Source organism: Streptosporangium sp. 'caverna' (genome assembly GCF_003203775.1).
GTDB classification, from domain to species: Bacteria; Actinomycetota; Actinomycetes; order Streptosporangiales; family Streptosporangiaceae; genus Streptosporangium; species Streptosporangium subroseum.
This window is the reverse complement of sequence record NZ_CP029711.1, coordinates 3,897,033-3,919,615: the sequence shown is the minus strand read 5'-3', so window position 1 is coordinate 3,919,615 and position 22,583 is coordinate 3,897,033. Positions and strand designations below refer to the sequence as shown.

General features: G+C 69.3%; 25 protein-coding genes and 1 riboswitch. Of the genes, 10 read left to right on the top strand and 15 right to left on the bottom strand.

Annotation, left to right across the window (positions count from 1 at the left end):
- Positions 1–105 precede the first annotated feature (105 nt).
- From DKM19_RS17295 to DKM19_RS17285, 3 genes are all read left to right on the top strand, one after another.
- Positions 106–330 (top strand): hypothetical protein, encoded by a 225-nt coding sequence (locus tag DKM19_RS17295; RefSeq protein WP_110696580.1) that lies wholly within the window; start codon positions 106–108, stop codon positions 328–330.
- Between the two features lie 147 nt (positions 331–477).
- Positions 478–954 (top strand): ribosomal protein L7/L12, encoded by a 477-nt coding sequence (locus tag DKM19_RS17290; protein ID WP_162641550.1) that lies wholly within the window; start codon positions 478–480, stop codon positions 952–954.
- A gap of 110 nt (positions 955–1,064) precedes the next feature.
- Entirely contained in the window at positions 1,065–1,475 is a 411-nt protein-coding gene (locus DKM19_RS17285; RefSeq protein ID WP_110696578.1) for a DUF4440 domain-containing protein, read from the top strand.
- 223 nt (positions 1,476–1,698) lie between these two features.
- Here the strand turns inward: DKM19_RS17285 and DKM19_RS17280 are convergent, their stop codons facing one another.
- The 8 genes from DKM19_RS17280 to DKM19_RS17250 form a co-directional block, all read right to left on the bottom strand.
- The gene (locus tag DKM19_RS17280; protein ID WP_162641549.1) at positions 1,699–2,295 is read right to left on the bottom strand and encodes an N-acetyltransferase; all 597 of its coding nucleotides are present in this window, start codon (positions 2,293–2,295) and stop codon (positions 1,699–1,701) included.
- A gap of 26 nt (positions 2,296–2,321) precedes the next feature.
- A complete protein-coding gene (locus tag DKM19_RS17275; protein ID WP_110696576.1) occupies positions 2,322–3,803 on the bottom strand; it encodes an APC family permease in 1,482 nt (493 codons plus the stop codon).
- Positions 3,804–3,836: 33 nt separating this feature from the next.
- Positions 3,837–4,472 carry a GPP34 family phosphoprotein gene (locus tag DKM19_RS17270; RefSeq protein ID WP_162641548.1) on the bottom strand — a complete coding sequence of 212 codons (636 nt, stop codon included), beginning with the start codon at positions 4,470–4,472 and terminating at the stop codon, positions 3,837–3,839.
- A 396-nt stretch (positions 4,473–4,868) separates the two neighbouring features.
- Entirely contained in the window at positions 4,869–5,237 is a 369-nt protein-coding gene (locus tag DKM19_RS17265; protein WP_110696574.1) for a (2Fe-2S) ferredoxin domain-containing protein, read from the bottom strand.
- Between the two features lie 87 nt (positions 5,238–5,324).
- Positions 5,325–6,131: a (2Fe-2S)-binding protein gene (locus DKM19_RS17260; RefSeq protein WP_110696573.1), complete on the bottom strand. Its 807-nt coding sequence runs from the start codon at positions 6,129–6,131 to the stop codon at positions 5,325–5,327.
- Between the two features lie 38 nt (positions 6,132–6,169).
- A riboswitch (cobalamin riboswitch) is annotated at positions 6,170–6,360 on the bottom strand.
- Between the two features lie 140 nt (positions 6,361–6,500).
- Complete coding sequence (locus tag DKM19_RS17255) at positions 6,501–6,776, bottom strand: hypothetical protein (protein ID WP_162641547.1); 276 nt, start codon at positions 6,774–6,776, stop codon at positions 6,501–6,503.
- Positions 6,777–6,961: 185 nt separating this feature from the next.
- Positions 6,962–7,084, bottom strand: coding sequence for a hypothetical protein (locus DKM19_RS52520; protein WP_255415529.1), 123 nt, complete (start codon positions 7,082–7,084; stop codon positions 6,962–6,964).
- 76 nt (positions 7,085–7,160) lie between these two features.
- Positions 7,161–7,604 carry a winged helix-turn-helix domain-containing protein gene (locus DKM19_RS17250; protein ID WP_110696571.1) on the bottom strand — a complete coding sequence of 148 codons (444 nt, stop codon included), beginning with the start codon at positions 7,602–7,604 and terminating at the stop codon, positions 7,161–7,163.
- Between the two features lie 515 nt (positions 7,605–8,119).
- On the opposite strand from DKM19_RS17250, the gene DKM19_RS17245 reads away from it, so the two are divergent.
- Together DKM19_RS17245 and DKM19_RS17240 are read left to right on the top strand one after the other, a co-directional pair.
- Positions 8,120–8,473, top strand: coding sequence for a helix-turn-helix transcriptional regulator (locus tag DKM19_RS17245; RefSeq protein ID WP_110696570.1), 354 nt, complete (start codon positions 8,120–8,122; stop codon positions 8,471–8,473).
- The gene (locus DKM19_RS17240) at positions 8,470–9,189 is read left to right on the top strand and encodes a cation transporter (RefSeq protein ID WP_204358829.1); all 720 of its coding nucleotides are present in this window, start codon (positions 8,470–8,472) and stop codon (positions 9,187–9,189) included. The genes DKM19_RS17245 and DKM19_RS17240 overlap by 4 nt, the downstream gene beginning before the upstream one ends.
- A 22-nt stretch (positions 9,190–9,211) precedes the next feature.
- Here the strand turns inward: DKM19_RS17240 and DKM19_RS17235 are convergent, their stop codons facing one another.
- Positions 9,212–10,117 (bottom strand): hypothetical protein, encoded by a 906-nt coding sequence (locus DKM19_RS17235; RefSeq protein ID WP_239514454.1) that lies wholly within the window; start codon positions 10,115–10,117, stop codon positions 9,212–9,214.
- Positions 10,118–10,246: 129 nt separating this feature from the next.
- Between DKM19_RS17235 and DKM19_RS17230 the strand changes: the two genes are divergently transcribed.
- The gene (locus tag DKM19_RS17230) at positions 10,247–11,026 is read left to right on the top strand and encodes an IclR family transcriptional regulator (protein WP_110696569.1); all 780 of its coding nucleotides are present in this window, start codon (positions 10,247–10,249) and stop codon (positions 11,024–11,026) included.
- 905 nt (positions 11,027–11,931) lie between these two features.
- Positions 11,932–12,921, top strand: a complete 990-nt coding sequence (locus tag DKM19_RS17225) for a LacI family DNA-binding transcriptional regulator (protein WP_110696568.1) — start codon at positions 11,932–11,934, stop codon at positions 12,919–12,921.
- A gap of 188 nt (positions 12,922–13,109) precedes the next feature.
- Here the strand turns inward: DKM19_RS17225 and DKM19_RS17220 are convergent, their stop codons facing one another.
- Complete coding sequence (locus DKM19_RS17220) at positions 13,110–14,294, bottom strand: NAD-dependent formate dehydrogenase (protein ID WP_110696567.1); 1,185 nt, start codon at positions 14,292–14,294, stop codon at positions 13,110–13,112.
- 100 nt (positions 14,295–14,394) lie between these two features.
- The gene (locus DKM19_RS17215) at positions 14,395–15,345 is read right to left on the bottom strand and encodes a LysR family transcriptional regulator (protein ID WP_110705774.1); all 951 of its coding nucleotides are present in this window, start codon (positions 15,343–15,345) and stop codon (positions 14,395–14,397) included.
- A gap of 243 nt (positions 15,346–15,588) precedes the next feature.
- Here DKM19_RS17215 and DKM19_RS17210 point away from each other — a divergent pair, with 243 nt between their 5' ends.
- Positions 15,589–15,798 carry a molybdopterin-binding protein gene (locus DKM19_RS17210; RefSeq protein WP_110696566.1) on the top strand — a complete coding sequence of 70 codons (210 nt, stop codon included), beginning with the start codon at positions 15,589–15,591 and terminating at the stop codon, positions 15,796–15,798.
- 47 nt (positions 15,799–15,845) lie between these two features.
- On the opposite strand, the gene DKM19_RS17205 is transcribed toward DKM19_RS17210, so the two are convergent.
- The 4 genes from DKM19_RS17205 to DKM19_RS17190 form a co-directional block, all read right to left on the bottom strand.
- A complete protein-coding gene (locus DKM19_RS17205) occupies positions 15,846–16,664 on the bottom strand; it encodes a carbohydrate ABC transporter permease (RefSeq protein ID WP_110696565.1) in 819 nt (272 codons plus the stop codon).
- Positions 16,657–17,637, bottom strand: coding sequence for a carbohydrate ABC transporter permease (locus DKM19_RS17200; RefSeq protein ID WP_110696564.1), 981 nt, complete (start codon positions 17,635–17,637; stop codon positions 16,657–16,659). The genes DKM19_RS17205 and DKM19_RS17200 overlap by 8 nt, the downstream gene beginning before the upstream one ends.
- Position 17,638: 1 nt before the next feature.
- A complete protein-coding gene (locus tag DKM19_RS17195; RefSeq protein WP_110696563.1) occupies positions 17,639–18,895 on the bottom strand; it encodes a sugar ABC transporter substrate-binding protein in 1,257 nt (418 codons plus the stop codon).
- A 117-nt stretch (positions 18,896–19,012) separates the two neighbouring features.
- The gene (locus DKM19_RS17190; protein WP_110696562.1) at positions 19,013–20,206 is read right to left on the bottom strand and encodes an ROK family protein; all 1,194 of its coding nucleotides are present in this window, start codon (positions 20,204–20,206) and stop codon (positions 19,013–19,015) included.
- Positions 20,207–20,280: 74 nt separating this feature from the next.
- Here DKM19_RS17190 and DKM19_RS17185 point away from each other — a divergent pair, with 74 nt between their 5' ends.
- Entirely contained in the window at positions 20,281–21,546 is a 1,266-nt protein-coding gene (locus DKM19_RS17185) for a Gfo/Idh/MocA family protein (RefSeq protein WP_110696561.1), read from the top strand.
- Between the two features lie 127 nt (positions 21,547–21,673).
- Positions 21,674–22,582 carry a 1-phosphofructokinase family hexose kinase gene (locus tag DKM19_RS17180; RefSeq protein WP_110696560.1) on the top strand — a complete coding sequence of 303 codons (909 nt, stop codon included), beginning with the start codon at positions 21,674–21,676 and terminating at the stop codon, positions 22,580–22,582.
- Position 22,583: the final 1 nt, after the last annotated feature.

Sequence of the window (22,583 nt, the reverse complement as noted above, 5' to 3'; positions counted from 1 at the left end):
AGTTCACGCTCTTACCGACTCCGGCGGACGGCAAGTCTGGAAGGATGATCGCGAAGCCGCGTTAAGCGGTCTTCATCATTGTTTGTAAACATATGGAGGTGCACGATGGCGGTTGCCGCCAACCTGGACAAGCTGCTCGTCAAGGCATACGAGGAGACCCCGCTGGAGCAGCTCCCCGACGCGCCCGTCGGTGCGCTCGCCGGAGTGAGCGAGGCCGATGCCGAGGCGCTGGCCAAGGCGTTCGGCGTCAAGACCGTCCGCGACCTGGGCCGTAACAAGTACTTCCGGGCCGCGGCCGCGATTGTCGACCTCGCCGAGGCCAGCAAGTAACACGACTTTTGACAGGGGTGGGCGCCATCGACGGCGCCCACCCCTGCCCGTCCGTCTCCGAGTCCGGCGCCGGGCGTCGAAGAACGGCTGCGCGAACGGCCGAACGGCTCCTGTACAGCTCCGCGGACCCGACATACGATGCGGCCTATGCCGAACATCGGACCCACGGAGCTGCTCATCATCGCCATCCCGCTCGTGGTGATCATGGTGATCGTCCTCGGCATCGTCGTGGCCGTCCGGAAGGGAAACGGGGCGTCCGTCCCACCGCCGATCCCCCTGGCGCCCCAGGACCTGCAGGGGCTCGTCACGCAGCTGACGCGCCAGGGACGCAAGGTCCATGCGATCAAGGAGCTGCGCCAGCACACCGGGCTCGGACTGGCCGAGGCCAAGAAGGTCGTCGACGCCGTGGCCATGGGGCACCCCATGTGGGCTCATCCGGCGCTGGCCCGGTTCCGGCCCTCCCCCGCGGCCCTGCCGCACACCGGTGTCGTCACCGGTCCCGACCTGGCCACCCGCGTGCGAGAGCTCAAGGCCGCCGGCCGCGTCGAGCAGGCGATCCACCTGGTACGCGGCGAGACCGGCATGGGCCAGCGCGAGGCCGAACTGTTCATCGACACCCTCTGAACACCGGCGACGGGCCGTGCCCTCGGCGCGCCGGTCGGGAGCTTTCCCTTGACATTGTCATCGGCGTCAAGGTTTAGCATCACAGTCCCCGCACCGTGGAACGGACGCCGATGACCATCCTGACCGACCCTGACGACCGCACGCTCCTGCTCGACCACGACCGGCGCTTCTTCGACGCCTTGGTCGCCGCCGACGTCGCCCGCCTGGACGACCTGCTGGCAGACGACTTCATCATGGTCGCCATCGACAACGGCGCGGTTGCGACCAGAGCCGATCTGCTCGGCCTGATGTCATCCGGAACCCTCCGGTTTCCGGCCGTACAGTCCTTCCCGGACGAGGCCGTCGTCCGCCGCGTCGGAGACGTCGGCATCGTCGTCGGGCGGACCAGCATGAACTTCACCAACGCCGACGGCATCGCCTTCACCGCCGGCAGCCGGTACACCCACGTCTTCGCCGCAGACTCCCTCGCGGGATGGCGCCTCGTCTCCGCCCAGGGCACGGAGATCAAGCCCGGCTCGTGACACCGGTTCGCCGCCAAATAATCCGCTTTCAACCACTATTAGACATACAATTCTTAATTATATTAAGTAATCCTTTTATGGTCGTTTGATCCATAAAATGCCTCGAACATTGGTCATGCGCGCGGCCCTGGGAATCCTGGGACCGCGCGCATGACGCGTACCGAAACCGATGACCCGGCGACGGAGCACCGCCGTTCAGGACATAGGTGCCGGACTGATCCGATCAGGGGTTCGACGGGCGCCACATCGGGAACATCGGCGGGCCGTCGGGCAGGATCATCGGGTCGCCGAGATCCCGGTAACCATGGCGCAGGTAGAGCTCACGGCTGCGGGCGTTGGCGGCCTCCAGGTACGCGGCGACCCCTGTCTTCTCCGCGAGCCTGCGGTGGTAGTCCTCCAGCAGCAGGCTTCCCAGCCCCTGCCCCTGCCGATCCGGCAGTACGGCGAGGAACGACAGATAGTGGTGCGGGTCGTGCGGGTGATGCTTGTCCATCGACTCACCCAGCAGTCCGAAGCGCTCCGCGTGGGGGCCGGCGAACGCCTCCACGCGGGCGGCCTGGTCGGGGACGTCGGGAAGCGGCGCGACGTCGTTGTGGAACCACACCGCCACCGCGGACATGTCCGCCGTCGCGTAGACCTCCCCGTAGGTGAAGGCGTGCTCGGTGAGCATGGAGAAGAAGGGAGGCATCACCCGGCGGCGGTCGTCGTCCGGGGGGACGATCCAGGCCGAGACCTCCAGATCGTGGAACGAGACGCCGATGATCCCGCCGACCTCCTCGGCGGCTCCGGGGACGTTCTGGATACGAATGATCTCGGTCATCTGCTCTCTCCGACGGCTGATCTCGGTCATTTGCTCTCCCCGACGGCCGCCTCGGCGCCCAGGCCGATGTTGGCGTAGACCTCGGGCCGGTTGGCCCGCAAGGCCAGCGCCCATGCGACGCCGAGCCCTATGGCGATGAAGTAGACGGCGGGCAACACCCAGCGGAGCAGGGAGTCGGGGGCCACGCCGAGAACGGTGTCGAAGTTGACCAGGGCGAATCCGAGGACGACGACCAGCAGGACCGCGGCGATGCCCGGGGCGATCCGGATCCGCCAGGCGTTCTCCAGACCGGGGTTCTTGGAGAAGAAGGCCAGCACCGCGACCGAGGTGGCGGCCAGCATCAGCAGCACCCCCAGACCGCCGAACGATCCGACGGTGAAGAACAGCTGGACGAGCGGGTCCAGGCCGAAGACCACGCATATGACGATCACGGCCAGCCCGACGACGCTCTGCGCCACCGAGCCGTTGATCGGAGCGCCGGTCCGCGGGGAGGTCCGGCCGAAGACCGCGGGCAGGACCCTTTCCCTGCCCAGGGCGAAGATGTAGCGGGAGATCGTGTTGTGGAAGGCGATCAGCGCCGCGATGATGCTCGTCGCGAAGAGGACGGAACCGATGGTGGCGATGGTCGCCCCCAGGTGCTGCCCGGCCAGGTTGAATAGGAGACCCGGCCCCTGCTCGCGTGAGGCCGCGACGACCTTGTCCGAGCCGACCGGCACCGTCATCGCCCATGACGACAACGCGTAGAGCCCGGAGATGACGGCGATCGCGATGTAGGTCGCGATCGGCACCGTGCGCTTCGGGTCCTTGGTCTCCTCGGAGAACACCACCGACGACTCGAACCCCGAGAAGGCCGCGATGCAGATCGCGATCACCGCCCCCATTCCGGGCACGAAGAAACTCGACGGACTGAAGACGTCGAGGCTGTAGCCGGAGGCGACCGGGTGGAGCAGGTTCGCGATGTCGAACACGACGACGACGGCCACCTCGGTCAGCAGCAGGACCGCCAGGACCTTCCCGTTCACGTCGACCCGCATGAGGCCGAGCACCCCGGTCAGCGCCCAGGCGGCCAGCGCGATGACCCACCAGGCCGGAGAGATCCCGAACCACTCGGAGAGCAGCGGCTCAACGGCCGAACCGATCAGACCGTAGAGGCCCACCTGGAGTGCGTTGTAGGCCAGCAGCGCGACCCATGCGGTCGCCACGCCCGCCGGCCTGCCGAGCCCCTTCGCGGTGTACGCGTAGAACGCCCCGGCGTTGACGACGTGGCGCGCCATCGTCACGTAGCCGACGGTGAACACGGCGAGGATGGCTCCGAGCAGGACGAACGCCAGCGGCACGCCGGTCACGCCGGTCGCGGCGTAGGCGGTGCTCACCACGCCCGCGATGACGGTCAGCGGCGCCGACGCCGAGATGACGAAGAACACGACGGACGGTACGCCGAGACGGTCCTGGGCCAGCGCCGCCGAGACGGCGCCGGCTCTCTCTTCTGTCTCTTCTGTCAGGGACATCGGGGGGAACTCCTTGAAATGAGGGGGGTGAGTTCACCGGCGGCTGATGACGGAGTCAGCGACAGCAGCCTCGGTCTGGGCGATCAGTTCCTGGAGCGGCGCCGGAAGGGCGGCGGTCGAGGCGGATAGGTATGTCGGGTTCTGGTCCCACAGAACGAGCTGGCCGCCACTCGTCGCGACCAGCAGTCCCAGCAGGACGCCGTCCTGGAGGTTGAGTGGCTGACGGCGTTGGATCGCCAGGTTGAGGCGCCCGCCGGGCCATGCCGCGGTGTTCGCGAGGACCGGTGCCCGCCTCCGCGACAGACGCCCGCGGGGCGGATGCAGCAGCCCGTCGGCGGTCATCCGCGCCGCCACGTCCGTGTATGCCGTACGGGCGAGGAACTGCAACCAGATCCGGAAGCGATGCGAGGGTTCGGCGATGATGTGGTCCAGAGCGGTCTGGGTGAGCGTGTCGCCGGTCGGTGCCGCGTCGACGAGGGCGAGCCCTACCCATCCGTCCGTCAGCTCTACGGTGACTCGCCCGATGAGCATCAACTCGCCCAGGACGGCGGCGGCCAGTCCGAGGCCGGTGAGCCGGGAACTCAACCGCGTTCGCCCGGTGGTGTCGTCGTGCAAAACGAAGAACAGATCGTTGGCCAACCGGGGACCCGAAAGATCAACTTCAACCACGAGTGGCGATCGTACAGCCGGATTGTTAAATCTGTCATTACACGAATGAAGTTTGATTTCAAACCGAATCGCACTCAGTCAGGAACCGAAGAAATGGGGGTTTACGGTCGCCCGGATCTCCAATGGATCGCGGAACGGCATTGACACGCGCCCCCGGAGCCCCTGTACCGGGCCGGAAACGATGGCTTCCGGCCCGCGCGTCAACCGCCGCCCGATCGGTCGTACGGCCGACGCCCATGCGCTTCCGGGGTAACCCGATCTCAGCGGCACCATTCCGGCCCGGCGCTTCCGGAAACTGCGCGGAACAGCGGTTCGCGAGGCGGCGAACCCGCCGGATCCACGCGGCTCGCCGGGACGACGGCGAAACCCCGAGATCCTCGGTTCGGCGCGCCACCGTCAGGAAAGTGCCGGCGCGGTGCGGATACGACGTGGCGGGGTGAAGACGTACAGGCTGACGATGTCGGGCGGCTCGGCCACCCCCGGGCCGCCGGCGCGGACCCAGGCCGCGATGTCCTCGGCCGCGTCCGGATCGTTGACCAGGCCGAGCCATACGGGACGGCCTCCCGCGGCGCGTCCGGCGGCCGACGGCTGGACGACGATCACGTTCGCCTGCTCACACACGTCCAGGCAGTCGGTGACGCGGACCACGGTGACCTCGGCCAGGCGGGTGACCTGTTCCGCGTGGTCGAGACCGGCCACCTTGTCCGCGCTGCCGCAGCAGCAGCCGCGGCAGATGACGATCCTGCATGGTGCCTGTTTCCTCATGCGTGCGTGAATCCTTTGCCGGTGCGGTCGAGCGGGTCGGATGGAGGCTTGAGAGGGGGTTTCGGCCCGGCTTCCACAACGGTGGGTTCATGGGCCTCCTCGGGTGTCTCGTAAGGCTCGCGTCCACTGCTCCCGGCGGGTCTCGGAGTCGATCAGGGCGCAGTCGCCGCACTTGCCACCGGCGGGCAGGCGGTAGTACAGGCAGCAGCTGCGCCGGACGAAAAAGAGGCGTCCGGGTGCGGGTTCGACCAGCTCACCACTGCTCTCCAGGACTCCCATGGAGAGCAGTTCGCGCTCGAGCGCGACCGCGCGGGCGGCGAGCTCGGGGTGTCTTCGGGCGATCGCCTGTACGGTCCCGGCCAGCGCGGAGGCGGCGTTGCCCCACAGCAGACCGGGGGCGATCTTGATGATCGCCTGCACGGTGTGTGCCAGCGGCTCCAGCAGTCCGGTGACCACGGCGCGATACAGCGGCTCGGCGGCCCGGTCCGGGTCGGTGATCTCCCAGCCCGCCGGGTGAGTGACCCGCAGCGGGATCGGGCCGCTCGGCGTGGGTCGCCAGAACGAGCGGGCCGGTGCCAGGTCGACGAGCAACTCGCGGGTGACGGCCGCACCGATGACCGGCGACCACAGGCGAGCGGCCAGGCCCTGGAAAAAGATGGAGGCGGCGATCTGGGTCTCGGTGGTGCTCAGACGTTTCGCCACCTCGGCGATCCTGTCCGACAGCGGGTCCGGGTCGGTGAGCAGCTCGGTGAGCGGGCGCCACCCGGATTCGAGCGGTTCCGTCTCGACCTCGAAGTAGGCACTGATCGTCGCCACCTCGGCCAGAACCTCGGCGACATGGCGGGAGGTCGCGGGCCGCGGTCCCGGTTCCGGGTCGCGGGCAATGCCCTCCATGCCGTGCACCGTTCCTCTCCTGGGGAGATCCGCCCCATTTCGTGAGGAGGCGACAGCGTGAGTCTCCTGGCTCTCGGGTCGATGCTCCTCCCGGCCTTCCCACCCGCACGCGGGCAGTGGCCTGTTCGGGATTCGCTCGCCGATCACAGTGGCGGGACCGCACCGGATTCACACCGGATTCCTCGTTCCGCCGTCGCCTTCACCAGCCATGGTCGCACAAACGGTCACTCAGGACATAGCGGGCCCGACTCCGTCGCAGGCGCCTTGCGCCCCGGGCCCGGCCCGGCGACGAGCGGCGCCGAGCGTGGCCGGCCACGCTCGGCGCCGCTCGCGCCTCAACTCACCAGCCGGCTGCTATCGCTGCCGAAATCACCAGCGGTAGAAGGTGTTGGGGTAGTAGACCTGGCCGTAACCGAAGGGAGCGTACTGGAACTGGTTGAAGCCGAAGGGACGGTAGTAGACCTGGCCGAAGCCGTATGGGTTGAAGGGATCGATGAAGTTGTCGCCGCTGGCGGTGGAGAGTCCGGATACGACAGCGGTTTCCTGGGTTATCGCGCTTGCGCCGGCGGGCTGGGCTGACACCGCCATCGTGACGATGAGGCTGGAAGCCACCAATGTGCCAACGGCGAGAGCGTGCTTCAACATGAAATCACTCCGTGTCTGATGTTTGAGCCCGGCGTGCTGCCGGGGCTTACAGGGCGCCGAACCGGTTTCCCGGAAATATGGCGAATCGGCGTCATGTAAGACGCTAGTTGAGGGCTATACGGACGTTCACCCCAGAGAGAACAAAGCCTTGGTCCGGGATCACCACCGAAAAAGAAAGCCGGAGGTTACACCGGGGCGGAGATCACAAATCCGACCTTGGTGATAAATCCGGCCAGTGACTCGGGGCGGCGCATGCGTTCGAGCCGGTTCTCGATCAACACGGTGAGCCGGTCCTCACCGTGGATCACAGCCCACGCCGAGCTTCTCCGGCCGTCGCCGTGGACGACAGGCCACGCCGGCCTTCTCCGGCCGGCGATCCGCGCCTCATCCGCCCGACGGCCCGCCGCGCCGGGACCCGGGACGACCGGCCCAGCCGAGCCGGTTCAGCAGGTAGGCCACCCCGCGCGCGGTGTAGGACACGTGGAACCTCGCCCAGATCAGCGACGCGACGCGCGAGGTGGTCCAGCGCTGGTCGTCCCAGCCATGGGCGGCGGCGCCCTCCTCCAGGGCCCCCTCCAACCACGTCAGCTGCTCGTCGGTGAGCTTGCAGCCGTTACCCGCGGCGCCCTTGGAGGCCAGTGCGGCCCTGCCTCCCCGGCTCCAGAGCGCGTACCACTCGTAGGCGGACTTGCGAGTGATTCCCAGCAGCTCGGCCACCCGCGGCGGCTCGATGTTCCCCGCGAACATGTCCGCGGCCCGGAACCGCAGCCTCTCGCGCCTGGCCCGCTCCTGTGCGGACAGTCCCCCACCCCTGTCGGAATACCTCATACTTTAAGGGTGCCATCTGGACAAACAGCACATGACAGGCACCCGGGCTCGTGTCACCCCCGCGTTTCCCGTTCACCATGCGCGAGGCGGTGAATTCGCCCCGAGGAAGAGCGGTGCCACGGTCGACCATGGTGAATCCGGGGATTCCCGAGTGCGGTGATCCGAACGCGACACCTGTCACATTGCTCTTGCCGGGGATTGGCTTTCCCCCGACCACACCCGCATCTCGGCTTATACCGGGCAATGGGGTGGAACGGTCTGTCGCCATCGTTTTTATCACCGTCGGCGGGCAAAGATCGGCGGCCCTCTTCCGCGCATTGCAAATGACCGGGCCGGGCACGGGCGTTCGATCGTCAGCGGAGCCGCCGCCTCGGCCCCGCCGGGCGCGGAAGGCGCCTGGCGGGCTCCAACCGAGGAGCGGAGCACCCGGCCTCCGTACGGCCGGCCCGGTGGGGACTTGCCACATCACGCCCTGGCGCTATCATCGTCATATGACGATTGATTCCGATTGTGGAATGAACGAAAGGTCGGGGCTGGCCCCGGCCGCGGCCCTGTTCCACTCCCTGGCCGATCCCGTACGGCTGGCCATCGTCCAGCGTCTGGCCTGCGGCGAGGCCCGGGTGGTGGATCTGACCGGCGAGCTGGGCCTGGCCCAGTCCACCGTGTCCAAGCACCTGGCCTGCCTGCGCGACTGCCGCCTGGTCGACTATCGCGCCGAGGGCCGCCAGTCGTTCTACTTCGTCGCCCGCCCCGAACTCCTGGACCTGCTGCGAGCCGCCGAGCACCTGCTGGCCGCCACCGGTCAGGCGGTCGCGCTGTGCCCGGTCTACGGCCTGGGCCAGGACGCCGGGCAGCGGGTGACATCATGACCGCGCTCACCCTCGGCCCGTCCCCGCGGCGGCGAGCGGAGTTGCGGCGCCGCATCCGGATTCTGGTCGCGGCCACGATCACCTACAACGTGGTCGAAGCGATCGTGGCCATCACCGCCGGCACCGCGGCCTCCTCCACCGCGCTGATCGGGTTCGGCCTGGACTCGGTCATCGAGGTCGCCTCGGCCGCCGCAGTCGCCTGGCAGTTCTCCGGCGCCGACCCCGAGAGACGGGAGAAGGCCGCGCTACGCGTCATCGCGCTGTCCTTCTTCGCCCTGGCCGCCTACGTCGGCGTCGACTCCGTCCGCGCGCTGACCGGCACCGGCGAGGCCGGGCACTCCACTGCGGGCCTGGTCCTGGCCGCGCTCAGCCTGGCCGTCATGCCACTGCTGTCAGCCGCCCAACGGCGGGCCGGCCGCGAGTACGGCTCCGCCAGCGCGGTGGCCGACTCCAAGCAGACCCTGCTCTGCACCTACCTGTCGGCGGTGCTCCTGGTCGGCCTGGCGCTCAACAGCCTCTTCGGCTGGTCGTGGGCCGACCCCGTGGCCGCCCTGGTCATCGCCGCCGTCGCCGTCAAGGAAGGCCGCGAGGCCTGGCGCGGGGACGCCTGCTGCCCCGTCCCCCCGGCCATGAGCGCCCGAGACCGCTCCAAGGACGCCGAGCCCACCGGGCGCGAGGGGTGCGCGTGCGGCCTCGGCTGCTCCGACGGCTGCTGAGACCGGTGACCTGACCGAGCTCCTACCGTTCCACCTCCGCGAAACGGGCGAGGCGGCCCATGTCACGGGAACCGAGCGGGGACATGCCCCCGTCGGCACGCATCCTGGCGAGGGTGTCAAGGATGAGACGTCCGCGCCGTACCCGTTCCCTGCCGCATTCGATGGCGACCTCGCGCAGGTGGCGGCCGGAAGGGTAGAGGTCGGGGGCGTTGCTGAGCCCGAACTTCAGATAGATGGGCGCACCGCACCGGATCAGCTCGGCGGCGTCGTAGATGCGGACGTGACCACCGAGCGCGTCGGGAGCCTCGACGTAGAAGTCCATCGGCGCGGCGCTGGAGGCCCGCAGCTCAGCCAGTTCCAGGAGGCTCAGGTCGCTCGGCACATTGATCGAGTCGGCGCCGAGCCGCTCCCACAGCGCGTAGGTCACCGGATTGACCGGCCCCACCAGGGCGGAGACCTTGAACGTGGTGTCCTCGGGCAGCTCTCCCTCGCAGCGCATCCTGTGCAGCAGCCACAGCACGCCCTCATCGGCCACGAGCAGGCAGCGCACGCCCAGCTCCACCGCGCGCCTGGCGTCGTCGACGCACCGGGCGACCTGGTCACGGCCACGCGCGCGCGGCCCGGCACCGGGCACGTGCCCCGGCGCCCAGGTGCCGCGCGGACCCAGGAAGAGACAGAGCTCGACCCTCTCGTCCGCGCACATGTCCACCATCTGGGAGATCTCGGCATCGGTGAGCATCCACACACCGCTGCCCTGGCTGACCCGGTGCAGCGGCACCTCCATGCGACGGCTCTCCGCCAACACGGCCTCCAGCACCGCGGGCCCCTCGCACGAAGGCAGCTCGGTCCGCCACGTGGTCCCGTCGGGGAAGGCGGCGGGCGAGGTGGGCAGGCGGACCTGGACGGGAGGGTAGCCGAGCCGATCCATGGTCAAAACGTCACCTCGTTCGATCTCTCGGATGGCGTCCGGTACCATCCCGCAGAACAGGCACTGGCACTCCAGCCATTGACGCCGAAATCCTAGTCGGCGTTCGATATTTCGTACAGTGGAGACGTGATGGGCCGAGCGGTACCCGCGGTCGCCAGGGCGCTGGACATCCTGGAGCTCTTCCTCGACGGGCAGCGGCTGTCGGCCCCCCAGATCACCGAGCGGCTCGGTCTGCCGCGCACCACCGTGCACGAGCTGGTCACCACCCTGACCGACCGCGGCTATCTGATCGCCGAGCACGGACAGCCCATCGGATACCGGCTGGGCATGCGCCTTTTCCAGCTCGGCAACGTCTTCGCCGACCAGTTCGACCTCGCACACGAGGCGTTGCTCACCGCCCGCGACGTGGCGGCCGGGTGCGACGAGACCGTGCAGGTGGCCGTGCTCGACGGCACCGACGTGGTCTACATCGCGAAGGTGGACAGCACCCATCCGGTACGGATGGTCTCGGCCATCGGCCGCAGGTTGCCCGCGCACTGCACGGGCCTGGGCAAGATGCTGCTGTCGGGGCTCACCCCCGAGGCGCTGGACGCCCGTTACCCCGCGGGCCGCGCGCTGACCGCGATGACGCCCCGGAGCATCACCTCCCCCGCGCGGCTCCGCGCCGAGCTGCGGGAGATCCACGAGCGGGGGCTCGCCTACGACGACTGCGAGTCGAACGAGGCGGTGTGCTGCGTGGCCGCTCCGATCCACGACCGGTCGGGCGAGATGGTCGCCGCCGTCAGCGTCTCGGTGCCCATCCTGCGCTGGGACGAGGACGTGCGCGATCGGTGGGGTGAGCTCGTACGGCACGGCGCCGTGTCCCTCTCCGCGAGACTCGGCCACCGCGCGGAAGCGCCGGCCTCCTGACCGCTCGATCTCGTTCGAGATCCCGGACGCCCGACCGCTCGACCCCGTTCGAGATCCCGGACGCCTGACCGCTCGACCCCGTTCGAGATCCCGGACGCCGCCGCCATGAACGGGCGCCGGTGGTCACCGGCATGTCAGGAGCCCGTTTCAGGTGCTGACCGCGGGAAATCACCGGTTCATCTTCGGTTCGATCTAGCGGCCTCTGTCCGAAATATCGGACACGGCGCAAAGGAGAATCGATGCGGCGCACCCCCGTCCCCGCCCGCCCCACCACGCTGACGGCCACCGCGATCCACGGCCTGCCCGGCTCCCCTTGACCCAAGCGGCAGCCGCCCGAGCGTTCCCGACGGCTCCCCCGGCGACCCTTCCGGTGACAATGCGCGACTCGCCAGGCCCGCCCGCGACGGTGGCCCCGGCCACCGCCTCCGCGACCATCGTCGCGATCGCTCTCGCGAACCGACTGGATGGCACGACCTGGCCGGGACCGCATCCCGGACGGCCCGACGGGACGATTCGGAGATCACCGGACCCCACCGGTGGCAGCGACCTCTCCATGCCGTGCTCCCGGGCCCCGCCTGGAGGGGAAACCATCCGAAACTCAAGTAAAAGGTTTTCGAAACGCAGACTTGACGCGGCCCAATGTCAATGGGCGGGGGCCATCACCCTTGCTCTACCCCGCCTGGACAGGCTATTTTCTGCAAGACACACACCCGGGTGCGCCAGCCAGGCGTGCGCTCCCTCGACGAAAAGGTTTTCTCAAAAGGTTAACGGCGCCCTTCGGTGGGATCGGGCCGCGACGGAGAAACTCCTTGATGGATCTTGTCAACGTTCACAGAGTTCACAGACTTGCCCAGATGTCAGAAGGAGTGGCGGTGAGATCACCTACCGAGCGCCGCTCCCCTGTGATGGCCGATGTGGCCAAGGCGGCGGGCGTGTCCCATCAGACGGTCTCGCGGGTGCTCAACGAGCACCCCAACGTTCGCGCCGAGACCCGCACCCGGGTCCTCGAGGTGATCGACAAGCTCGGCTACCGCCGCAACCTCGTCGCCCGCGCGCTGGTCACCCGCCACACACGGACGTTCGGCGTGGTCGGCTTCAACACCACGCTGTACGGCCCGGCCAGCACGGTCGACGGCATCGAGCAGGCGGCCAGGGCGGCCGGCTACTTCGTGAGCATCGTCGGCCTGCACACCGTCGACACGGCGGGCATGCGTGACGCGATCGACTACCTGGCCGACCAGGGGGTCGACGGGATCATCGTGGTGGCGCCGCAGCGCTCGGCGGCCCGCGCCTTCGACGGCCTGCCCCGGGGCATGCCCGCGGTGGTCGTCGAAGGCCGGCACGTGGGCGAGGTGTCGGTGGTCAGCGTGGACCAGGTCGACGGCGCCCGGCTGGCCACCGAGCACCTGATCGGTCTGGGACACCGGACCGTCTGGCACGTCAGCGGCCCCTCCGACTGGCTGGAGGCGGAGAGCCGGATCGAGGGCTGGCGCACGGCCCTCGAAGCCGCCGGCCGGACCGTCCCCGAGACGCTGACCGGCGACTGGAGTCCGCGCTCGGGCTATGCGGCGGGCCGCCGGCTCGCCGCGATGGGCGATCAGGTCACCGCGGTGTTCGTGGCCAACGACCAGATGGCCCTCGGCGTCCTGCGCGCGCTGACCGAGGAGGGGGTGAAGGTCCCCGAGCAGGTCAGCATCGTGGGCTTCGACGACATCCCCGAGGCGGAGTTCTTCTCCCCTCCGCTCACCACCGTCAGCCAGGACTTCGGAGCCGTGGGCAGGGGCAGCATCGAGGTGCTGCTCCGGCAGATCAAGACGGGCCAGGCCCTCTCGCACGAGCGTCTGATCGTGCCTCCCCTGCTCGTTGTCAGGGACAGCGCCGCTCCCCTGCTGTGACCCTCGACGGCCGCTCGCGGCGCTACACCGCCAACAGAGCCGCCCCGAGCGGCCACCGATGAACGATGCCGGTCCGTGGGGGAACACCCGTGCGGGTCAGGCCCGGTCGCATGGCCCGGCATCGCTCATTCCGGTTCGGTACGGCCGGCTCCGGTATTTCCCCGGCATTCTCGAAAGGCTTTCCCTTCCTATGAGGGAGCTATTTCGTGAGCGCCTTTGGCGACGGAGTAGGAATGCGCGCCGGTGCCGGCCAGTTTCCCGCCGTCGACGATGAGATATTCCGGGCGTATGGGCGTACCGGCCAGCCAGGATTCCAGGATCTCGCGGGTTCCGTCCGCGTAGCGGGCCTGGGCGGCCAGGGAGGATCCGGAGATGTGCGGGGTCATGCCGTGGTGCGGCATGGTCCGCCAGGGGTGGTCGGGGCCGGCCGGCTGGGGGAACCACACGTCGCCGGCGTATCCGGCGAGCTGTCCGTTCTCCAGCGCCCGCACGATCGCGTCACGGTCGCAGATCTTGGCGCGGGCGGTGTTGATCAGGTAGGAGCCGCGCTTCATCGTGGCGAGCAGCTTGTCGTCGAACAACCCCTCGGTCTCCGGGTGCAGGGGGGCGTTGACGGTCACGACGTCGCAGGCCGGGACCATGTCCGCGGCGCTCGGGTGGAAGACGAGGTTGAGCTCCTCCTCGACGGCCTGCGGCAGGCGGTGGCGGTCGGTGTAGTGCAGGTGCACGTCGAAGGGCTTGAGCCGGCGCAGCACGGCCAGGCCGATGCGTCCCGCGGCGACGGTTCCGACGTGCATGCCCTCCAGGTCGTAGGAGCGGGCCACGCAGTCGGCGATGTTCCAGCCCCCGTCCAGAACCCGCTGGTGGGAGGGGATGTAGTTGCGCACCAGCGACAGGATCATCATGGTGACGTGCTCGGCGACGCTGATGCTGTTGCAGTAGGTGACTTCCGCCACGGTGACGTTGTGCTCGATGGCCGCGTCCAGGTCGACGTGGTCGGAGCCGATGCCCGCGGTGATCGCCAGCTTCAGGTTGGTCGCGGCGGCGATCCGCTCGGGGGTGAGATAGGCGGGCCAGAACGGCTGGGAGATGACCACGTCGGCGTCCGGCAGCTCGCGGTCGAACGCGGAGTTCTCGCCGTCCTTGTCGGAGACGACGACCAGGGTGTGCCCCTGGCTCTCCAGGAAGCGGCGCAGGCCGAGCTCGCCGGACACGCTGCCGAGAAGGTGCCCGGGGGTGAAGTCGACCCCCTGCGGCGTGGGCAGCGACTGCCCGTTGGGGTAGTGCTCGATGCGGGGAAGGTCGTCTCGGGCGTAGGAGGTCGGGTAGCCGTCTTCCGGGTCCTCGTACAGCACGCACAGTACCTTTGCCATGACATCGGCTCCTTGTTTATTGCGGGTTATTTCTTTTCACCCTCCTCTCCGTTGATATAAGGCGTCAAAGCGAAAGTTTCTATTCGTACATAGACCGCTTCTATCTACCGACGTCGTTTACCTCCGGACCGGACAGGTAACCGTGCAACAGCCGGTCGAAAATCCCTCGCATGTCGATGCCCCGGGCGACGTCGAGAAGGGCCCGCGCCAGCACGGGTTCGGGGGTCCGGTCGGCGACGACCAGGCCGACCCGCGGTGTCTGCGCCGGATTCTCCAGCCGGACCACCCGCATTCCGTCGGGCACTCCGAACAGGTGCAGCCAGGCGTGCGCGATCACGCTGGACCACCGGTGCGTGGCGACGTGGGCGTACAGGGCGGAGACGGTGTCGGTCTCGATCGCCGGGACGACGACGGCCCCGGCAGCGGCGAAGATCTCGTCCATGATGCGTCTGTTGCGCATCTGCGGCGCCAGCAGGCAGAGCGGAAGCGTGGCCACCTCGGCCCAGCGCACGACGGAGCGCTCTGCCAGCTCACCGTCGTCCGGGGTCAGCAGCAGGTAGCGCTCCTCGTACAGCGAGGCCGTCCGCACGCTTCCCAACGCCTCGCCGTCCAGGTACGTCATCGCGATGTCGAGCTCGAACTCGGCCAGCCGTCGGGTGATCTCACGCGAGGACAGCGACTCCAGCGAGACCCGCACATGCGGATGCCGTTCACAGAACGGCGTGGTCAGCAGCGACGCGGCGGTCAGCGCGGTCGGGATGGCGCCCATCCGCAGCGTGCCCGACAGGTTGTTGCGCATCGTCGACAGGTCATGACGTAGTGCGTCGCGTTCGGCGAGGATCCGGTGCCCCCAGAGAAGGACGCGCTCTCCCTCGGGGGTGAGCCCGGCGAACCGGCGGCCGCGCAGCACGATGGGCACGTCCAGCTCGCGTTCGAGCTTGCGGATCGCGGCCGACAGGGACGGCTGGGACACATGGCAGGCGGCGGCGGCCCGGGCGAAATGCCGCTCCCGAGCCAAAGCGACTAAATACTCCAACTGACGCAAAAGCACGCCACAGAATGCCCACACGGCACACGGCCCGTCTATACCGCCGCGCGCTCCGCGCCGTCTCGGTTCGCCCAGCGGCCCGGCGCCGTGCCTGCCCGCGGACGTACCGGATGATCAGTATGTCCGTGACGATCGCGGCTCCTTGTTGGGCTTTCCCAGGTGAACGCCGGTTTTACCATGGTCGTGATCCACGCGTAGGGGGGAACAGGGCAGGGAGGGAACGATTTCGATCAGGGAGAGCCTGCCATGCTGTTGAGCGCGCGTAACAAGATTCCGGCACGGGTCACCGCCGTCACCACCGGTGAGGCGACGGCCAACGTGGAGCTGGACGCGAACGGGGTGCGGCTGGTGGCCTCGATCACCATGGAGGCCGCGCGGGAGCTGGGCCTGTCCCAGGGCAGCGAGGTGATCGCGGTGATCAAGGCGTCCGACCTGATCCTGGCCGTACGGGACTGAGGACACCCGCCGGGCCGGACGCCTCCCCCCGTCAGCGGTGACGGAGCTCAGCCCTTGATGCCGGTGTGGGCGATGCCCTGGATGAACTGGCGCTGCAGGAAGACGAAAACGGCGATGACCGGCAGGGAGGCGAGCAGCGAACCCGCCATCAGGACCGGGTAGTCGGTCTGGAACTGACCCCGGAGGGAGGCCAGACCGGCCGAGAGCGTCATCTGCTCGGGATCGGTGTTGACCACCAGCGGCCAGAACAGGTCGTTCCACGACCACAGCAGCACCAGGACCGACAGCGCGACCAGCCCGGGCCGGGCCAGCGGCAGCATGATCGACCAGTAGATCCGCAGCGGTCCCGCCCCGTCGAGGCGGGCCGCCTCCTCCAGCTCCCGGGGCAGCCCGAGAAAGAACTGCCGGAGAAGGAAGACCCCGAAGGCGCTGAACAGGCCGGGGACGATGAGCGCCCGCAGGGTGTTGAGCCAGCCGAGCGACAACATGATCTCGTACTGCGGGATGACGAACAACTGCGGCGGGACCATCAGCACCGACAGGAAGACCCCGAACAGCAGGCCACGGCCGGGAAAGCGGAGCCGGGCGAAGGCGTAGGCGGCCATCGAGGACAGCAGCACCTGCCCGACCGTACGGCCGGCCGTCATCAGCACGGTGTTGAGAAACTGGTGGCCGAAGGGCAGCAGCTCGAACACCCGGCCGTAGTTCTCCCAGCGGCCCTCGGGCAGAAACGAGGGCGGCACCCGCGTGGCGCCGCTCAGCGTCTTGAGCGAGGTGATGATCTGCCAGGCGAACGGCGTCACCATCACCAGGGATGTGGCGATCAGCACCGCGTGCGCACCGATATGAGCCCTGGGCCTACGCATGGTGCACCCACCGTCGCTGGAGCCGGAACTGGACGGCCGTCATCGCGAGGATGAGAAGGAACAACATCACCACGATCGCCGCCGCGTAGCCGCGGTCGTTGGTGACGAAGGCCCTGTCGTAGAACAGATGGACCACCGTCTGGAGCCGCGGGAAGGCGGGGTTGGCGCGTGCCGTCAACCCCGATCCGGCCATCGCGTAGACCAGGTCGAACAGCTGCAGGGACCCGATCACCGAGATGACCGAGACGAAGAACGCCGTCGGCGACAGCAGGGGCAGCGTGACCCTGAAGAACTGCGTGATCCGGCCGGCGCCGTCGATCTGGGCCGCCTCGTAGTACTCCCTGGGAATCGCCTGCATCCCGGCCAGGAAAATGATCAGGTTGTAGCCGAGGCCGCTCCAGATCCCCACCGCCGCGAGGGCGTACAGGGCCGTGGCGGGGTCGGCCACCCAGCTCGGCCCATCAACGCCGGCCAGGGACAGCACGTGGTTGATCAGGCCGTAGTCGCCGTTGTACAGCCATCTCCACACCATGGCGACGGCGACGGGCATGGTGACCACCGGCAGGAAGAACAGCGTGCGGTACACCCCGACCCCGCGGAGACCCTCCTGGTTGAGCAGCGCGGCGAAGACGACGGCCAGCGGGATCGCGACGAGTCCCAGCGCCGTGTAGCCCAGGGTGTTGACCAGCGCCTGGCCGGCCTCCGGGTCGTGGAGGAGCCGGGTGTAGTTGTCGAATCCCGTCCAGGTGTGACCGCCGAAGAATCCCCACTCGGTCATGGAGAAGTACGCGGTCTGCAGGATCGGCCAGAGATAGAACACGGCAAGGCCGATCCCGGTGGGGGCGATGAACGCGTATCCCCACAGCGCCTCGATCGCCCGCCCTCGCCCCCGGCCGCACGCGCGGCGGGGCTCCCCCTCGGGGGTCGCGTCGCGCCTGTCGCGGACGGCGTCCGATCCGGTCGTGAGCGTCATGTCATTCCTTGGAGAGCAGGGCGTTCATCGCCGCCGCCAGATCGGTCGCCGCCTCCTCGACCGGCACCTCGCCGGTCCAGGCCTTGGCGAGGTAGGTGAGCTCCGCCTCGTTCCAGGCGGCGGTGTCGACGGACACCGGGTACGGCACCCCGTAGGCCACCGCGTCCACGAAGGTCCTCAGCCTGAACTCGGGGTGCGCGCTCACCCAGGAGCCCTGCGTGCCGGTGTAGGCCGGGATCGGGCCTCTCCTGCCGAGGATGCGGGCGGCCCGTTCGGATCCGAGGAACTTCACGAACTGCCAGGCCTGCTCGGAGTGCTCGGTCCGGGCCGACACGACGTTGGCGACTCCGTGGATGATCGTGGCCCGCCTCTCCCCCCTGGGCAGCGGCGCCACGTCCACCCTGTCCTTGGTGTACTCGTTGGCCGAGAACTCCGCGACGTTCCACGAACCGCCCCAGTACATGGCGATCTTTCCCGCCTCGAACAGCTGGAGCGGGAGCGTGTCCGTCATGCTCACCAGGTCGGGCGACCGCCCGGTCTTGATCAGGTCGGTCCAGAACCGCAGGCCCGCGATCGTCTTCGGGTCGTCGTACCCGGACTTCCCGCCGTCCGGGGAGATCACGTAGCCTCCGGCCTGGGCGATCGTGTTGTACTGGTACTCCTGGAAGCCGCCGAGCATGGCCGCGGTGCCGTACACGCCCCTGGCCGGATCGGTCAGCCTGGCCGCGGCGGCCTGGAAGTCGGCCCAGGTCCAGTCGTTCGCGGGGTAGGCGACGCCCCTGGCGTCGAACAGCGTCTTGTTGTACCAGAGGCCGATCGTGTCCATGTCCTTCGGCAGGCCGAAGTGCTCGCCGCCCAGGGTGTACAGGTCCACCAGCGGCTTGGGGTAGACCGACAGGTCCACCCCGTCCCTGACGATCTCCTTCTCCAGCGGCCGGATCATCCCGTGCGAGGCGTAGAGCCGGAAGTTGGGGCCGTTCATCCAGAAGACGTCGGGCGCCGCTCCGCCGCCGGCCGCCGCCCTGAGCTTGGTCCAGTAGTCGGTCCACGGGGCGAACTGGACGTTGATCGTGACGTTCGGGTGGGTCCTGGTGAACTCCCTGCCCAGTTCCTCCATCACGGGCTTCTGGTTGTTGTCCCAGACCGCGTACGACAGCGTGACCCTGTCCTGTCCCCCGGGTCGCTCTCCGCCAGAACAGGCGGGGACGCCCAGCACCACCCCCAGCAGGGCCGCGCCGAATCGCGCCGATCTCCGCATTCCCGATCCTCCCGTGAGCGAGGCGTGCCAGGCGCCCTGCGTTCCGCGCCGATCCCCGATCGGCCGCCCGCCGTGATCGCGAACATGGAACTAATCATGGAGTCCAGGGAAATTAAGTCAAGGCTCGATGCGAGTGCGAGGCCGCTCACCCGTCAGGAAATGCTTCGGGTCGACGAGCTCACCCGGCCCGTGCAGCACCGAGTCGACATGGTCCAGTGCCAGGCGGACCGCGCCGAGCGCCACTCCCTCATCCCCGAAGCCCGACACGCGGATCTCGGGGGTGCGGACGCACCAGCGGTCCAGTTCGCGGCGGAGCGGCTCGAGGATCAGGTCCCCCGACCGGGAGAACCCGCCTCCGATCACGACCAGTTCGGGGTCGAGCGTGAGGACCAGCGCCGATGCGCCGGCCGCCAGGTCCTTGACGTAGCGCCGCACGGCCAGGCCCGCCTTCCGGTCCCCGTCGCGGGCCGCCAGGAAGAGGTCCTCCACCGCCGCGTCGGGATCGGCGGCAGGGTCGTCGCCCGGCCAGGATCGCAGGTGCTCCACGGCCTGGACCCACCTCGCCGCCGGGAGCGCGCCGATCTCACCCGCGGCGTTGCCGAACCCGCGGTGCAGCTTCCCGTCGATGATCAGACCCGCGCCGGTGCGCAGTCCCGCGAGGAGGAAGACCACGTCCTTGGCATACCTGGCCACCCCGCGCCAGGACTCGGCCAGCGCCGCGAGCTTGCTGTCGTTCTCCACCAGGACGGGGCCGCTCACCAGCCGCCCGACATGGGAGGCCACGTTGACGCCCGTCCACTCGGGCAGCGCCTCCGACAGCATGACCCGCCCCGTCGCGTCGACCAGTCCCGTCGTCGCGACGCCCGAGGCCCACACCTCGGCGGCCGCCAGGCCCGCGTCGGCCAGGACCGCGCCGACGGCCCGGTCCACGGCGGCCAGCCGTTGCCGGCGTCCCATCTGCGGCGTGACCGCGACCCTGCCGCTGTGCGTGACGGCGCCGTCGAGGTCGGCCACCATCGCCAGGATCTTGTGGCCGCCGATGTCGACGCCGAGGACCCGGCCGGCGTCCGCGTGGAACCGGTAGCGGCGAGCGGGACGTCCCACCGTGCCCGCCGTGGGCTCCGCCTCGATCATCCAACCGCGTTCCAGCAGCTCACGGACCACATCCTCGGTGGAGGCGCGGGACAGCCCGGTCCGCCGGGCGACCTCGGTGAGCGTGAGCGCCGGCTCTCCGCGCAGGACCCCGATGACCGCGAGCGCGTTGAGCCGGCGGAGCCTGGAGAGATCTCCGCCACTCAGGTCTCCGGTCATCGCGCCCTCTTGAGATCCGCTGCATTACAGCTAATAATTATGGACTCCAGTGTAATTAGGGTGGAAAGGATCACATGTCTGGGGTGACTCTAGCCCTCGTCGGCGCCGGGCTGCGCGGGCGGTCCTACGCGCGGCACGCGCTGAGCGCGGGCACCGGGCGGGTGGTCGCGGTGGCCGAGCCGGATCCGTACCGCCGCGAGACCACGGCGACCGAGTTCGGGATCGCCCCGGAGCATGTGTACGCCGACTGGTCAGACCTCGCGGCGGCGGGACGGCTGGCAGACGCGGTCATCATCGCCACCCAGGATCGGCTGCACACCGGCCCCGCCGTACGGCTGGCCGACCTGGGCTACCACATCCTCCTGGAGAAGCCCATGGCCACCAGCGAGCGCGAGGCGTCCGAGATCGCCGACGCGGCCCGGCGCAACGGGATCATGCTGGCCGTCTGCCACGTACTGCGCTACACGCCCTACACCCGGACGCTCAAACGGCTGCTCGGCGACGGCCGGATCGGCCGGCTGGTCAGCGTCCAGCACCTGGAGCCCGTCGGATGGTGGCACCACGCCCACTCCTTCGTCCGCGGCAACTGGCGCCGCGAGGACACCTCGGCGCCCATGCTCCTGACCAAGTCCTGCCACGACATCGACTGGCTCGTCCACCTGTTCGGCGAGACACCGGCCAAGATCAGTTCCTTCGGCAACCTGACCCACTTCCGGGCGGAGGAGCGCCCGCCCGGGGCCGCGGACCGCTGCGTCGGCTGCTCGATCGAACCGGACTGCCCGTACTCGGCGAAGCGGCTCTACCTCGGCTGCCTCGGCGATCCCGGCCGCGAGTTCTGGCCCCTGAGCGCGGTCACCGAGAAGCACACCGAGGCCGACGTGCTCGAGGCGCTGCGCACGGGACCGTACGGCCGCTGCGTCTATGCCTGCGACAACACCGTCGTCGACCACCAGGTGGTCAACATGGAGTTCCCCGGCGGAGCGACCTGCTCGTTCACGATGAGCGCCTTCACCCCCATGGAGCACCGCCGCACCAGGCTGCTCGGCACCCACGGCTACATCGACGGCGACGGCCACACCCTGCGCCTGGTCGACTTCCGGACCGGGGGCGAGGAGAGCATCGACGGTCGCACCGGGTCCGGGCCCTCCGCCGCCGACGGTCACGGCGGCGGCGACGAGGCGCTCACCGACGCCTTCCTCGCCGCCGTCTCCACCGGAGACCCCACCCTGCTCTCCTCCGACGCGGCCGCGAGCCTCGCCACCCACCGCGTCGTGTGGGCCGCCGAACGCGCCCGGACCACGAACACCGTCGTTCACCTGGACTCGCTGGGGGCCATGTGAAACCCGGGTACCGGCGCCCTGCCGAGTCGGCTCCCCCGCGCGGGACCTCCCGTCCCCGGGCCGAGGGCCGCCCCGCGACGGAGTGCTGCCACGGCGCGGTCGGCGTGCCCCCAGCCGGGCGGACGGCGTGATCGTCACCGTCACGCTGAACGCGGCCCTCGACGTCACCTACCGGATCGACCAGGTCCACTGGAACGGCGTCAACCGCGTCCAGGACCTCCATCGCCGCGCGGGAGGCAAGGGCGTCAACGTGGCCCGCGTCCTGGCCGCCCTCGGCCACGACGTCCTGGTCACCGGTCTCGCCGGCGGCCCCACCGGGCGGGCCGTCGAGCTCGACCTCACCGCCTCCGCGCTCCCCCACGCCCTCACGCCCATCGGCGGCGACTCCCGCACCACCCTCGCCGTCACCGGGCCTTCGGGCACGGCCCTGTTCAACGAGCCGGGGCCGCGGGTGACGCGGGAGGAGCTGGTGCGGTTCCTCCACGGGTTCGCCGGGGCGCTCACCGGGGCCGCCGCCGTCGTGATCTCCGGAAGCCTGCCGCGCGGGGTTCCGGCCGACTTCTACGCGACGCTGGCCGCCCACGCGGCCGATCGCGGGATACCGGCGCTCGTCGACGCCGACGGCGAGGCCCTCCGACGGGCTTCGGCCGGGCGTCCGGCGATCGTCAAACCGAACCTGGAGGAGCTCGCCCGGGCGTTCCCCGCCGACGCCCTGGGACCCGAGTCGCAGGCCGAGCTGATGCGGAAGGCGGGCGCGGCAGCCGTGGTGGTCTCCCTGGGACACGACGGGCTGCTGGCCGTCACCGCCGAGGGGACCTGGCGGGCGCGCATGCCGTACAGGGTGGCGGGGAACCCGACGGGGGCGGGTGACGCGTTCGTCGCGGGGCTGGCGATGGGGGTAGTGGAGGGGATGCCGTGGCCGGAGAGGCTGAGGCTGGCCGCCGCCCTCGGCGCCGCCGCCGTGGCCATGCCGGTGGCGGGCGAGATCGACCACGGGACGTTCCAGGCCGTCCATCGCCAGATCAACGTGTCCTAGA

Bases quoted from the DNA above. Each gene is read 5' to 3' on its own strand.
- DKM19_RS17220 (WP_110696567.1), bottom strand. From the start codon at position 14,294: ATGGCAAAGGTACTGTGCGTGCTGTACGAGGACCCGGAAGACGGCTAC.
- DKM19_RS17260 (WP_110696573.1), bottom strand. From the start codon at position 6,131: ATGGAGGGCATTGCCCGCGACCCGGAACCGGGACCGCGGCCCGCGACC.
- DKM19_RS17265 (WP_110696574.1), bottom strand. From the start codon at position 5,237: ATGAGGAAACAGGCACCATGCAGGATCGTCATCTGCCGCGGCTGCTGC.
- DKM19_RS17185 (WP_110696561.1), top strand. From the start codon at position 20,281: ATGTCTGGGGTGACTCTAGCCCTCGTCGGCGCCGGGCTGCGCGGGCGG.
- DKM19_RS17280 (WP_162641549.1), bottom strand. From the start codon at position 2,295: ATGACCGAGATCATTCGTATCCAGAACGTCCCCGGAGCCGCCGAGGAG.
- DKM19_RS17195 (WP_110696563.1), bottom strand. From the start codon at position 18,895: ATGCGGAGATCGGCGCGATTCGGCGCGGCCCTGCTGGGGGTGGTGCTG.
- DKM19_RS17225 (WP_110696568.1), top strand. From the start codon at position 11,932: ATGGCCGATGTGGCCAAGGCGGCGGGCGTGTCCCATCAGACGGTCTCG.
- DKM19_RS17205 (WP_110696565.1), bottom strand. From the start codon at position 16,664: ATGCGTAGGCCCAGGGCTCATATCGGTGCGCACGCGGTGCTGATCGCC.
- DKM19_RS17275 (WP_110696576.1), bottom strand. From the start codon at position 3,803: ATGTCCCTGACAGAAGAGACAGAAGAGAGAGCCGGCGCCGTCTCGGCG.
- DKM19_RS17230 (WP_110696569.1), top strand. From the start codon at position 10,247: ATGGGCCGAGCGGTACCCGCGGTCGCCAGGGCGCTGGACATCCTGGAG.
- DKM19_RS17210 (WP_110696566.1), top strand. From the start codon at position 15,589: ATGCTGTTGAGCGCGCGTAACAAGATTCCGGCACGGGTCACCGCCGTC.
- DKM19_RS17245 (WP_110696570.1), top strand. From the start codon at position 8,120: ATGAACGAAAGGTCGGGGCTGGCCCCGGCCGCGGCCCTGTTCCACTCC.
- DKM19_RS17290 (WP_162641550.1), top strand. From the start codon at position 478: ATGCCGAACATCGGACCCACGGAGCTGCTCATCATCGCCATCCCGCTC.
- DKM19_RS17250 (WP_110696571.1), bottom strand. From the start codon at position 7,604: ATGAGGTATTCCGACAGGGGTGGGGGACTGTCCGCACAGGAGCGGGCC.
- DKM19_RS17235 (WP_239514454.1), bottom strand. From the start codon at position 10,117: ATGGATCGGCTCGGCTACCCTCCCGTCCAGGTCCGCCTGCCCACCTCG.
- DKM19_RS17240 (WP_204358829.1), top strand. From the start codon at position 8,470: ATGACCGCGCTCACCCTCGGCCCGTCCCCGCGGCGGCGAGCGGAGTTG.
- DKM19_RS17255 (WP_162641547.1), bottom strand. From the start codon at position 6,776: ATGTTGAAGCACGCTCTCGCCGTTGGCACATTGGTGGCTTCCAGCCTC.
- DKM19_RS17285 (WP_110696578.1), top strand. From the start codon at position 1,065: ATGACCATCCTGACCGACCCTGACGACCGCACGCTCCTGCTCGACCAC.
- DKM19_RS17190 (WP_110696562.1), bottom strand. From the start codon at position 20,206: ATGACCGGAGACCTGAGTGGCGGAGATCTCTCCAGGCTCCGCCGGCTC.
- DKM19_RS17200 (WP_110696564.1), bottom strand. From the start codon at position 17,637: ATGACGCTCACGACCGGATCGGACGCCGTCCGCGACAGGCGCGACGCG.
- DKM19_RS17295 (WP_110696580.1), top strand. From the start codon at position 106: ATGGCGGTTGCCGCCAACCTGGACAAGCTGCTCGTCAAGGCATACGAG.